The sequence below is a fragment of the Sphingomonas sp. SORGH_AS_0870 genome, assembly GCF_031453175.1.
Classification (GTDB): Bacteria; Pseudomonadota; Alphaproteobacteria; order Sphingomonadales; family Sphingomonadaceae; genus Sphingomonas.
In genome coordinates this window covers 3,915,585-3,927,745 of sequence record NZ_JAVIYW010000002.1, presented here as the reverse complement: position 1 = coordinate 3,927,745, position 12,161 = coordinate 3,915,585, and the positions used below count along the sequence as shown (strand labels likewise).

Here is a 12,161-nt window from a genome sequence, read left to right as displayed (position 1 = left end):
CTGTCGGCCCTGTTCCAGTCCAATATACTGTGGGCAGTGGCAGTCCGTTCGACTACTGGTGGGTAAAATTTACTACACAAAACGGCGCTACGTTTACGTGCAAAGCAAATTTCTATTGCTCTATCGGCTCTGAGGACGACGGAAAAGTTTATCTAAGGCTCGATGGCTCCACGAAACAACTTTACGTTAAGTTCAACAAATCCAGTGGATGCAACGTCGATTTAGATTCAACCGCAGGATAGTTTGCGGATGCTGAAATCCTAGATTAGAAGCTTGGATAGAACATGAGAATGAAATCTACGCTCAAAATATTCGCAATGTTTACCTTCTCGATTCCGTTGATCGGTGGAGGTCCCGTCAAGGCCCAAGAGTATCAAGATGATTATGTTGGATCAATAAGAACATTCGCATTCAATTTCTGCCCGAAGGGGTATTTGAAAGCGGATGGATCATTGAAAAAAGTTGCCGAGTATCAGGAGCTGTTTTCATTAATCGGCCGATCATTCGACACAAGAGCTGGTAATGTCGATCAAGACCCGCTTTTTATGCTGCCCGATCTCACCGGACGGGTGGCCATAGGAGCGGGGAAGGGTTATGATTTTGCATCTTATGAAGGTGCAGAAACGGTAACGCTGGCGGCTCCCCATATGCCGCCCCATAATCACACGGCTACGTTCACCTCAAAATTTGGCGACGTCCCTATTAAGATTCCGGCAAATTCCGGGAACATGACTATAACGTCAAATCTACGGGTATATGCCACGATCGGTGAATCGGTTCCCAAAGAGGGTTTCTTCATCGGAATGGGAGGTTCTGGCCAAAGTACAGCGCCAATATTTCTCGATCCTTCCAAAATACCGAAGGATAAGGACAATAAAAAAGTAGACGGGATAAAAATATCCGGTGTCGAAGTAGCACTCGAAGGTACTCCGGCTAATAAGGAATATGAAACCTCCGTGAAGGCTGTAACGGGAGGAGATGTCGTTGTTGCGTATCAGAGGCCATATGGCGAAACTCCTTCGCCCGTTAACATCCGGGATCCTTCATTGGCCTTGACCGTGTGCATTGCGTCTAAAGGTAGGCATCCCGAAAGACCGTAGCTGGTCAGTCTTCGTGGTTGCTGGGCGGGGTTGGCGGTAAACTGATCTAGCTCACACGTTCGGATGCCAGCGTTTTGTTCGTACCAAAGAGGCGAGTCAATTCTTCGAATGGCACTCGAAGTATGGGCGGTCATAAGGTCGGCGAAGTGTTACTGGAGCCGTTCATGGCCGCCGTAATGCGGGAGGTTGCTGAAGATGCCGTTTGCCAGGGCAGCCCCATTCCATTGATCTATGGAATGTTCGGTTTGGTGGGGGCCGCTGTATATAGCCTGGCATTGATATCTGAGCGAATGGCAGTTGAGGGGGCGCTACGTCACGCATCCAAGAGCCTGGGGAGCAATTGCCGTCGCATCAAACGCGACGGAAGGCGTCGCGGACACCAAGTCCCTGGGATCTCCGATGCGAAGGAGCGCTCGCGCTGCTTCTTCATAATCGCCTGGCGGGTCAGCGGCCACCCAGGTACTATAGTACTGCTCGGCGGTTTGTTTGCGGCCCGATTGCGGCTGAAGGGCGATGCTGGCTAATTCAGGGGGGAGTGTTCACCCCGGACTCTGCGGGCGTTTTCTAGCGAGGAATATGTCGAGGGTGATCTCGAGCATGTTTTGGGTCTTGGAGGCGCGCTTGGTTCGGCGGTTGAAGCGGGCCAGCATGTCGCGGAACGAGGCGTCGGAGGCTTCGATCAGATGCGTCTGCGCCTTGGTCTGCTGGTGGGGTTCGGGAGCGCCGATCCTCTGGAAGGCGAGGTGGTAGCAGGAGTTGGCGTCGGTGAAGATGGCGCTGATCTGACCGACGGCGGCCTTGGCCAGCGCGTAGATGGCAGTCGCACTTCTGACGCCGTTATCGCCCACATGATAGGCCACGACGCGTCGATGCCGGCGGCTGTACGCCGTCCAGATTACCGCTCGCTGCCGTTTTTTTGGATGTAGGTGTAGATCTCGTCCATCTCGATGACATCGGGCTCCCCGGTGTCGACCGGAGCGGCATATGCCAGTTTCTGCTGCAGCGCTGCATGTTCCTTGCGGATCCACTTGAGAACCGCGGCCGGTGATGCTCCCAGCACCCGGCCGATCGCCCGGATGCCCATGCTGTTCATGTACATCTCGATCGCCATCGCCTTGGTCTCAGCACTGAACCGGGGTTGGCTGTCGGTGCAGTATCGACCGCACGCCCGGCACACATAGCGTTGATGCCCCGCCTTCCGGCCCCGCTTGATCAGGTCAGTCCCATCACACCTTGGGCAACGCATTCCATCCCCCCGTCTCAAATCACAGGAACAGACAAGAATCCACAATGCGGCCGGTGTAAACAGTCCCAATTCAGGGGGCGTGTGCGCGCCACCGCGTCCATGCGTCTTTCAGGGTTGGCGGGGCGTAACGCTTCAGGCCAATTAAAGCGGCGTTGATAACAACCCGTATCTAATTCGAATTGAGTTCTGGCTTTCTGTCGAACTCGCGCGACATTCACAGCGGTTACGATCTTTCCCTGTTTTTTGCCTTGATCTTTTCCGCTCTTGTCATAGCCCGCAGGCCCTATGTATCGTCAAAAAATGGAACCGTAATGGCTGTAATTGAAAATATGTGTCAGGTTCGAAGGCGCATTTACTATGGTGAAAGGTTTTGGTGACGATATTGGTGACATAAATTGTCTCGGTGCTTCTGAGAGAATGTATACACCGTGCTAATATCTATCAATCAAGAGAGCGGAGCTAGCGACGTGACACCGGATGCATGGACAAACTTGCAGATACTGAATTGTTCGTCGCTGCCTCTGTTCAGCGGATCGGGTGGGACGAACCAAGGGTTTTACAATCAGTATCAGATGAATAGTTGGTTTAATTGGCCACTGTTTGCGGACCCCGCGCTTGTGCTGGTGCCCGCCGCAAGTAGCTCTACATACATGGCTCAGTTTCTGCGCGGCGTGGGGGACGAGGACGATGCGGCGGATCTGCAAATCAACCTCGGGCCATCCAATACCGGCCAAGCCAATCTGATATGGCTGCAGGCCAGGAGCGCAGATAACAGCGCCCACTATATCCAGGCTGAGATACAAACCCCATCGATCGAGAATGCCGGTCCGTTCGCCATCGCAATTACGCAATCCGGCTTCTGGCCAACTAATGATCCTAGCGTTCTCTCGTGGTATAGCGGCAATCAGATTCTTCAGCTTGGTGCGCCGGACGATAACCAGTGCCTAGCTATCATTGATTTGCAGGCGCTTTTTGGGGTGCAAGTGGCGCAAATATTTGCGAAGACTATTTCCGCCGGGCAGCCCTCCAGGGCAGATGCCCTGACGCTTTGGATCGCCGTCAATCGATATATCTCCGGGGCGCAGAGGCACGCCGAATTTATTTAAAAGTCCGGCCGATCGCTTCTTTGAAGGATGCGTTACATGAGCGACTATCCCGATTTTTACACGCTAGGCGAAATAGTTATGTTCGCAAGTCCGGCTATCGCACGGGCTCCTATCTATTGTATGCCATGCGATGGCAGATTGCTAAAGATTGTAGATTATACGTCGTTATTTGCGATACTTGGCAATACTTATGGCGGGGATTCCCAAACGACCTTCGGTGTTCCTGATTTCCGAGGTGTTCTCCCGTTCGGTGCCGATGGCGGAAACTATAAGATCGGATACCGTTATCCAGACAGTTTTGCGACTAATCCCGGTCCGGTTGCGGCCGGGACGATAGCCCAGCAAAATCTGCCGTCCCTATCGGGGCAGGTCACAATCGCGGAGCAAAAGATAGCTCTCCCACTCAAGGCTACGACGGCTAGCGGTACTGGAACGCCCGCAAATCAATCAATTCTGGGATCGGGAGGCGCTGGCCAAGGCTCGGCAAATATCTACGTCCCCCAATCCTCCGCGACATCGTTGGTGTCCTTGGACGGAGGTCAAGCTACCATCCCGGCCTCGAACGTGAATGCGTCCTTTCCGAACGATAATAAGCCCGTGGAGTTTCCGTTGCCGGTTTTGTCCGTGGGATTTTTTATCTGCTACGCAGGTATTTTTCCTACGCCGTACTCCTAAAAATTTAGAACTCAGGCCTTTGAAAGGCTCGATGTCTGGGCAATTTTCCGCGCTGGCTACTCGTAGCCAGCGTCATGATCGACGTCGCGCCTTCATCGTGTCCCAATGTTTTAGCCATCGTTCCCCGCCGATGCGTCCTCACGCCTCGGCGGGGATGCCCCGACGATCCCGAATTGCTCGTAACTGCGGAAGCAAACGCGATCGTCGGGCAGACCGCCGCACCCCTCCCGAGACGAATTCGATCAGTGGATCTTTTTCATTCGGCTGACCAAGGTGATGCGCGGCGCCATCACCCAGTTCCACGGCGTCGCCCGGCGCCATCATCATGATCGCGATCGCGATCGCCTGTGCGCGGGTCACGAAGGTCGTGGAGACGACCCCCGCCGACTGGTCATCAATGGTTAGAAGATACAGCATTGCGTCGACCTTACGGATGCTTCGGGATCGGAGGCAATATCCATCGTCGCGGTAGCTGCTTCCCCGTTAAAAATTCCATGAACCGAACTGATTGAATGAGCGGAGGCGTCGACATGATCGCGAGCTTATCGTCCCATCGGCGGCTTCGCTCAGCGTTGCTGTAGCCGGCAGCGACCGCGCCGAAGATAAATCGCCATGCGTCTCGTTGATACGCTCGCAGGCAGACACCTGCGTTACTCGCTGCCCCTCCCGACTATGCCGGATATCTGCGTAATCGACATTCCACAACCTTTTGCTGCGCCGTCATTACCGATATGCGGATACTACCCGTCATCATCGAAACGGACGGTGAATGGACGGAGTGGGAAGATTTGCTCAGGTCTGACCGTTAATTCGCTGTCGCTCCAGACCTTCTCGATCATCGATCCTCCGCGCTTCGAGCCGCGACGATCACCTTTGCCCATTAAGATTCTCCGGTAAGCCCGCTGCTTCGAAGTAGAGCGCCTTGGATTTTCTTCCGCGCATGGCCGGGCTGGTCGCCGCGCGCCAGGCAAGAGCTTGAAACATCCGGTCGTGAGGGCGCCCCGCCGGGATAGTGTTGGTCTGCGTTGGGAAACGCTCGTCGCCACAGTCCCACAGCAGTCGCGCCACGTCTTCGAGACTGGCGGTTTCGCCGAGCGTTGCCGCGTCCTGCCCCCGGTACCAGAGCTTGCCCTCGGCGATCGTCGTGATCGCAGATGCCAGCACCGGCTCTCCCCACGAGATGGCTTCCTCGGCCACGGCAGCCTGTGCTCTGCCGCGCGCCCGGCGCTTCTCCAACCGAACGACATCGGCGGTCCGATAGAGGCTGCGCCGGGGATCGTCGGCATCCCGTCGAGCCTCGATCCGGCCGCGACTGACATAGGCGTAGAGTGTCTGCGGCTTCAGACCCAAGCGCTCTATCACCTCTTCGGCAGTGGACCACCCGGTCATAGCTGGGCCTATATATTGATTAAGTTGATCAAGATTGACCGAGATAATGTCCATGGGAATCCTGTGCTCGTCAAGCAGGAGTTCCAGAAATTGGCTGAAGGTTTGGAAGGCGTCGTTGCCGCAAACACCATATTGTCGGATGTCGATGGCGCGGCAGGACGGCTGGTGATCCGCGGGTTTGAACTTGGCCAGTTGGCAGGGCGGACGCGGTTTGGCGAAGTCGCGCATCTGCTGCTCGATGGCTTTTTTGACGATTTGCCGGAACCGGCCGGGCTTGAAGCGATGCTGGGCGCGGCGCGGGTCGAAGCGTTCGCCTATGTCGATGCTATCCCTGCAGGATTGAATGCCGTGGAAGCGGTCCGTGCCTTGTTGGCGCGGATACCTGACGGGGACGACCTGCGGACCGCCATACGGCTACCGGCGGGAGTTTCGGTTTTCACCGCCGCCGTTGCACGCCAGAGGAAGGGGCAAATGCCGCTACCGCCCGATCCGGAGGCGGACCATGCCACGGATATGTTGCGGATGGTCCGAGGGAGCAATCCGACCGTGGACGAGGCGGCCGCACTTGATACCTATCTTGTCACGGTCTGCGATCATGGCCTCAATGCTTCGACATTCGCGGTGCGCGTGACGGCTTCGACCCTTGCCGGCCTTACGTCGGCAGTGCTTACCGGGATCAGTACCCTGAAAGGCCCATTGCACGGAGGCGCCCCCGGTCCGGTCGTCGAGATGCTGGACGAGATCGGCGAAGCCTCCAACGCACGGGCCTGGATCGAACGCGCCATCGACAGGGGCGAGAGGTTGATGGGGTTCGGGCACCGCATCTACCGGGTCCGGGACCCGAGAGCGGATGCCCTGAAGCAGGCCGTGCGACCACTGTCATCAAATACGGGGCGGCTCGCACTTGCGGAAGCCGTGGAGGCCGCAGCCTTGCAGATACTCAGTGAGCGCAAGCCGGATCGATCGCTCCAGACGAATGTCGAATTCTACACGGCGCTCCTGCTGGAGGCCTTGGGCTTCGAACCTGCCGAGTTCACCTGCGTATTTGCCATGGGCCGGACACTGGGATGGATTGCCCATGCGCGCGAACAGGTCTGCAATGGCAGATTGATCCGCCCTGCATCAGTCTACGTCGGTCCGATCCCAAAGATCGCGGCCTGAACGATGGACGGCTTTCCGGACCCGTGAAGTTGGAGTGGGGCGTCTGTTGTTGGCGGCGACCGATGCCCGGCACAGCGCCTCGCTCAAATGTCAGCTTTTCCCTTTCGGCTGCTTGAAAGCCGTCAGGCAGGATCGGCCCAGCTTCAGTCGTTCCGCAATGCTGGTCGGCCGGGAATTGAGCGTCGGCTTCCGACACAAGCTGCCGTTCGCTATGTCTCATGCGAACGTCGGAAATGTCCCAAGGCTCGCCATTCCAGCGCCGCCACAAAACGATCGCGAACCGATGAATGAGTGTCCGGAGTTAAGAAGCGCAAAAAGGGCGCTGAGTGTCCATTATTGGGTCCTTTTGTCGATCACCTACGCTATAGCATTTTTCGCAAACCAAATGCGACCGTCCGGCCCACCGGGTTGAGATAGGCATTCTGATAGATCAAGGGCGTGGTGCCCAAGCTATTGCGCACGCTCTGGCGCGAATCGACGATGTTGGTAACGCCTAACGTCATGCGCATGCCCTTGAGCCACGAGGGCGCCTTCGTTCGTCCTAGATAGTCGCCAACGTTGGCGAATAGCGCGAGATTGATCGTCGCCAGGTCGCCGAATTTCAGATCTCCCGCCGGTGTGCCGGATCCACGAATTGATGTTCCGCTCTGCCATGTCGCGGTGAATCGGGCGCCGAGGCCGCGCTTGAAGGCGCTGGCCTGGAACTCAACCTCGTGCCGGGAACGGCCGCCCCGGACGTCGAGCGCACCCCCGTCGAGCAGGTTCAGAACCGGACCGCTGGGGCGCAGCAATACACTATCCTCCAGCCGCCAGCTGTGTTGTAGCGACAGCATCAGCCGGCTCGTAAGGTTTTCAACCCGTCGGGCGGCGGGACTCCCGGCCTCTACAGTCTCCAGGCGCGCGCCGGGCGGGAGGCGGCGCTTGGCCTCTTCGAGACTAGAGAACACGCGGACGTTGGCGTTCTGAAGACCGGGCGGCAACGGGCCTAGCGGCCTCATGAAGCTCAGGCCCCAGCGGATCTGCTGCTGGTTCGATCGCGCGAAGTTGATCGGCGTCGCGTCGATACGCTGCGGGCGACCGGTGGTGTCGCGGGTAAAGCGATCCGGGAACGCATCCTCGACCTGCGGCAACGCGATAGGAAAGGCAGCGATCGGATCGTCGATCCGCGTGCGGATATAGTCGATTGTGAATACCAGATCCGTCCTGGCCATCGGCTTGAAGGTGGCGCCTGCGCTAAGGACGTGGCGATCGTCGGCGTGAAGGCCGGGATTACCGCCGAAGCTGCGCGTGATATCGGCCGTCTCTCCACGGCGCGCATCGAAGGTGCGAACGTTGGGCACGACGATCAACGGCGCCCCGAGCTGTTCGACCGTCGGGGCCGATCGCGTGTCGCTGACCGATGCGAGCAGCGATAGCCCAGGCAGGGGCGTCCAGTGTAGGCCGTAGCCCAGGGTCCACAACGTGCCGACGTCCGACAGTCTTTCCGCGGCGACGGTCGCGTTGGCCGACAGCGCACCGATCGACGTGAGTGACGGTGTGGCGGCCCCTGCGATCGGCAGGTCAATGCTGGCCTGGACGCTGGCGGTGTCGCGCTCCAGCGACCCGACCCGCGTCGACGCACCCAGTTGGGATCGGCTGCTGACGTCGCGCGTCGTGACGACTGATCGCAGGCTGAGCGACGCGGACCCGGCCGGCAGGGTGAAGGGTGATCCGTTGACCAGCAAGTCGGCGTTGGCCGTCAGGGTGGCGAAGCGTGCAAGATTCTGCGGGGTGACGGGAACGCCGGTGTCGGTCGTGCTGTCGTTCGTGGTGCGGTCGAGGTTGCCGGTCGCGGTCCATTGCCATTGGCGCAGCCGCCCGCCGATCGTGGTGCCGAGATGTAGCGTCGCGCTGTCAACGTCGCGGTGCAGCACGCCATCCGGTCCCAGCCCGACCAGCGCCTTGGTCTTGCTCGTCTCGACCCTTCCGTTGAGCGTTGCTGCCACGTCGGCAATCGGATTGGCCGCGACGGTCGCATTCAGGGTGACGCGGTGGGTGGCGGGCAACAGCGTCCGATAGTCGCCGAGCGTCCGATCACCGCTCGGCTGCCGCACGTCGCGCTCGCTCTCCAGCAGGGTGCTCGACCGGCTGAGATCGGCATCGAGCATCGTGCGCGTATCGCCGCGGATGCGCAGATAACTGGCACCGCCCGCAGTCGTCGCCTGTCCTCCCGCGGTTGGCCCGGCGAGGTTCCCTTGGACGATCCGCGACGTAAAGCGTTCGAAGGCGACCACGTTCACCACCTTGCGATCGGCCGGATAGCCGTATTTCAGTGCGACCTCTTCAGGCAGAATCTCTGTCCGTTCGATCGCTTCGGTGGGAAGCCGGGCTATTTCGGCAAAGCTCGACACGCGGCGGCCGTTCAGCAGGACGATCGGATCGGCCGACGTATCGTTGCGTCCGCTCGACACCTGCGCGCCGAGCGCCTGGATCAGTTCGGACACTGTTGCCGTGCCATAAGATCGGATGTCGAGGGCCGATAGCGTGCGTTCGGGCTTGATATCGCCGATGACCGAACCACGCGGCGGGCGCCCGTTGACGACGATGTCGCCAGACGCGGTCGCCGGCCGCGCCGCGGGTAGTGCGTCCTTGTACTGCTCGCGCAGTTTCCGCTCGACGTCCTCGGGTAGCGGCTGGCCGTCCGGTCCGTGGAATTGGATGGCAGGCGGCGGGGGCGGGGACGCAGCGGGGGGCGTTACCTGTGCTGCGGCGAGCAGACCTATGCCGATGATCGTCGTCATCGCGTCACGAGGCTCGCTTCGCCGCGAAGGGCAAGGTTGCGAGGCCAGTGATATGCACATCGCCCGTCAGCGCCGTGCCCCCGGCATCGAGCGTCACGACAAAGGTTACTCGGGGTTCGGACTTCAGGCTGAACGTTGCACAGCCCGCGGTCACGGACACAGCCTCGAGCGGTCGCCAGACCTGCGCCCTCGACGATTGGTAGCGCCCGGACCACCCTGTCGCATTGCGGGTCAGTTCGAATGTCCAGTTGGCCCCTGCGAATGCGCCGATCCAGTGTCCGGCGAGGTGATCGGCAGGCTGCGTCGATGCGCACGGCGGCGCCGGCGCTGGCGCCGGCGCCGCGGCGGGCGAGGCCATGGCGAGAAGAATGGTCGCGATCATACAGCTCTCCAAATTGAAGCCGGGTCAAGGAAAGCAGATCGAGGTAGCGGGACGATGCCGCGTTCGTGACGGCGCGTGATACGAAGATGCTACAAAGCCGTGCTATCGCCTGAAGCGATGCACAGCGCTGCCATATCCCGAGATCGCATCGTCGTGGTGGACGACGACACCAGCATCCGCGACGCCTTGGCCGAGTATCTCGGCGATCATGGCTACGCAGTCCGCACGGCCAGCGGTGCCGTTGCCTGCGGTCGCTTACTAGCCGAGGCGCCGGCCGACCTGCTGGTGATCGACGTGATGATGCCGGGAGAGGATGGGTTGTCGCTGTGCCGGCGTCTGGCTCCGACCGGTACGCCGATTCTAATGCTGAGTGCGCTCGATGGCGTTACCGATCGCGTCGTCGGGCTAGAGGTCGGGGCATGGGATTATCTGGCCAAGCCGTTCGAGCCGCGCGAATTGCTGGCGCGCGTACGAGCGTTGCTGCGGCGGCCGCGCATGGAGAGCCCAGCGGCACACGGCGATGCGGTCGCGTTCGCCGGCTGGTGGTTCAGCCCCGACGAGCGCCGCCTGCGCGATCCGCACGGGCGGCCTTTGCTGCTGAGCGAAGGCGAGCATGCGCTGTTGGCTGCCTTCGTGGGGCGCCCCGGACGGGTGCTCAGCCGGGACACGCTGCTGGACGTCGCGCGGGGTATTGACGCTGCGTCCTATGATCGGGCGATCGACATCGCCATCAGCCGGTTGCGTCGCAAGCTGGCGGAAGGTGATAGTGCCCCGTTGATCGAAACGGTTCGGGGGGCTGGCTATCGCTTTCTGCCCGCGGTTCGACCGGCATGATGCGCAGCGTCTGGCGGCGACCGAGCGCCCTGACCGCGATTGGTGGGTTCAGCGTCGCGATCGCCGTGCTCAGCGTCGCGATCACCGCCAGCATCGTCCTGCTGATGCCCGATCCGCCCGCTGTGCGTATGACCGTCGCTGAGGCCGTCGCAGCGCTGCGGGGTACGAACGCCGGTCTGGCCCGCACGTTCGGCAGTCCCCCGGACGGGTCGCCGGCGGTGCTGCTCCAGCCGGTTCTGGCGCAGGCAATCGGCCGTCCCATTGCGGACGTACGGGTCGTTTGGCTCGATCGAGCTGCGCGTCCGACCCGCGGTGACGGTGTCGTCGTCTTCACGGCGCGCGGCAAGGGCGAGGCCGCCGGCAAGATGTTGTGGCCGGGCGGCACCCGGCCCAGCGGACCGGTCGTTATCCGCCGCCAGGGCGTGCTGCCCATGCGGATCGTTCCGAGAGGTATGACGGATTCGCTGATCGGCAAGGTCCTGCTCACATTGCCACAACCCGCATTTACCGCCAGCGTGCGTCTGGCGGATGGCCGATGGCTGACCGTTGCGCCACAATCCCCGACCTTTGGCGGGTGGCGGTTGAAGGTGCTGGTCGCGCTCGTCGCCAGCCTCGCGGTGCTAACGCCCCTAGTCTGGCTGTTCGCCCGACGCCTCACCCGACCGTTTCGCGCATTGGCGTTGGCGATCGATGACGGCCGCGATCCACCGCAAGCACAAGGGCCGCGCGAATTGCAGGATGCCGCGCGCGCGATCCTCCACCTGCGCGCGCGCCTGTCCGCCGAAACCGATGAACGCATGCGCATGCTGACCGCTGTCGCACACGACCTGCGTACCCCGCTGACCAGCCTTAAGCTGCGGATCGAAGCGGTGCCGGAGCCACAGCGCGCCCGCATGGCCGCCGACGCCGACCGCATGGGCGCGATGATCGCCGATGTCCTTGATTATGCCCGCACCGCCAACGCATCGCGACACCCGGTGCAGGTCCGGACGATGGTCGCCGAGATTGTGGCAGACCTGCTGACTGTGCGTCTGATCGACGGACCGGAGGTTACGGTGATCGCAGTCGAGCCGGCCTTTCGCCGCGCGGTCGAGAATCTTGTTCGTAACGCCGAAGACTATGCCGGGGGCGGCCGGGTTGAGATTGCCACCGAAGACGACGCCGCCATCGTCCGTGTGATCGACGCAGGTCCCGGCATCCCGCCCGCCGACCGTGCTCGATTATTGCGCCCGTTCGAGCGTGGCGACGCCTCGCGCAGCCGAGACACGGGCGGAGTGGGACTGGGGCTCAGTATCGTGCAGACATTTGCGGATCTACACGGCGGGACATTATCGTTGGACGAGGCGGAGGGCGGCGGGACGATCGCGAAGTTGGCCGTCCCTGCGCTTGTCCAATAGGATCGTGAAGCAAGAATTAGCGGCTTTGCCAGTGTACTGGGCTCGGTGGCCTATGCTGGGTGAGGGCCCGATACTACCCTTGTCTCGATAT

General features: G+C 60.6%; 12 protein-coding genes and 1 pseudogene. 6 read left to right on the top strand and 7 right to left on the bottom strand.

Features of this window, described 5'->3' with window-relative positions:
- Positions 1-290: 290 nt before the first annotated feature.
- Positions 291-1,100 carry a tail fiber protein gene (locus QE363_RS18260; RefSeq protein ID WP_309697572.1) on the top strand — a complete coding sequence of 270 codons (810 nt, stop codon included), beginning with the start codon at positions 291-293 and terminating at the stop codon, positions 1,098-1,100.
- Between the two features lie 539 nt (positions 1,101-1,639).
- On the opposite strand, the gene QE363_RS18255 is transcribed toward QE363_RS18260, so the two are convergent.
- The 3 genes and pseudogenes from QE363_RS18255 to QE363_RS19745 all read right to left on the bottom strand — a co-directional run.
- On the bottom strand, positions 1,640-1,960 hold the full coding sequence (locus QE363_RS18255; protein WP_309697570.1) for a hypothetical protein: 321 nt from the start codon (positions 1,958-1,960) through the stop codon (positions 1,640-1,642).
- Between the two features lie 35 nt (positions 1,961-1,995).
- The gene (locus QE363_RS18250) at positions 1,996-2,211 is read right to left on the bottom strand and encodes a hypothetical protein (RefSeq protein WP_309692468.1); all 216 of its coding nucleotides are present in this window, start codon (positions 2,209-2,211) and stop codon (positions 1,996-1,998) included.
- 63 nt (positions 2,212-2,274) lie between these two features.
- A pseudogene (locus QE363_RS19745) lies at positions 2,275-2,346 on the bottom strand (hypothetical protein); the annotation flags it as partial.
- 650 nt (positions 2,347-2,996) lie between these two features.
- Between QE363_RS19745 and QE363_RS18245 the strand changes: the two are divergent.
- Entirely contained in the window at positions 2,997-3,452 is a 456-nt protein-coding gene (locus QE363_RS18245) for a hypothetical protein (protein WP_309697568.1), read from the top strand.
- 36 nt (positions 3,453-3,488) lie between these two features.
- On the top strand, positions 3,489-4,127 hold the full coding sequence (locus QE363_RS18240; protein ID WP_309697566.1) for a phage tail protein: 639 nt from the start codon (positions 3,489-3,491) through the stop codon (positions 4,125-4,127).
- Positions 4,128-4,265: 138 nt separating this feature from the next.
- Here QE363_RS18240 and QE363_RS18235 read toward each other — a convergent pair whose 3' ends face one another.
- A complete protein-coding gene (locus QE363_RS18235; RefSeq protein WP_309697564.1) occupies positions 4,266-4,544 on the bottom strand; it encodes a hypothetical protein in 279 nt (92 codons plus the stop codon).
- 450 nt (positions 4,545-4,994) lie between these two features.
- Positions 4,995-5,570 (bottom strand): hypothetical protein, encoded by a 576-nt coding sequence (locus QE363_RS18230; protein WP_309697562.1) that lies wholly within the window; start codon positions 5,568-5,570, stop codon positions 4,995-4,997.
- Positions 5,571-5,579: 9 nt separating this feature from the next.
- Here QE363_RS18230 and QE363_RS18225 point away from each other — a divergent pair, with 9 nt between their 5' ends.
- Positions 5,580-6,677: a citrate synthase/methylcitrate synthase gene (locus QE363_RS18225; RefSeq protein ID WP_309694792.1), complete on the top strand. Its 1,098-nt coding sequence runs from the start codon at positions 5,580-5,582 to the stop codon at positions 6,675-6,677.
- A gap of 362 nt (positions 6,678-7,039) precedes the next feature.
- On the opposite strand, the gene QE363_RS18220 is transcribed toward QE363_RS18225, so the two are convergent.
- Together QE363_RS18220 and QE363_RS18215 are read right to left on the bottom strand one after the other, a co-directional pair.
- Positions 7,040-9,457: a TonB-dependent receptor gene (locus tag QE363_RS18220; RefSeq protein WP_309697560.1), complete on the bottom strand. Its 2,418-nt coding sequence runs from the start codon at positions 9,455-9,457 to the stop codon at positions 7,040-7,042.
- Positions 9,458-9,461: 4 nt separating this feature from the next.
- Positions 9,462-9,839 (bottom strand): hypothetical protein, encoded by a 378-nt coding sequence (locus QE363_RS18215; RefSeq protein ID WP_307103498.1) that lies wholly within the window; start codon positions 9,837-9,839, stop codon positions 9,462-9,464.
- A gap of 117 nt (positions 9,840-9,956) precedes the next feature.
- Here QE363_RS18215 and QE363_RS18210 point away from each other — a divergent pair, with 117 nt between their 5' ends.
- Together QE363_RS18210 and QE363_RS18205 are read left to right on the top strand one after the other, a co-directional pair.
- A complete protein-coding gene (locus QE363_RS18210) occupies positions 9,957-10,673 on the top strand; it encodes a response regulator (RefSeq protein WP_058752450.1) in 717 nt (238 codons plus the stop codon).
- Complete coding sequence (locus tag QE363_RS18205; protein WP_309697556.1) at positions 10,670-12,070, top strand: HAMP domain-containing sensor histidine kinase; 1,401 nt, start codon at positions 10,670-10,672, stop codon at positions 12,068-12,070. The genes QE363_RS18210 and QE363_RS18205 overlap by 4 nt, the downstream gene beginning before the upstream one ends.
- Positions 12,071-12,161: the final 91 nt, after the last annotated feature.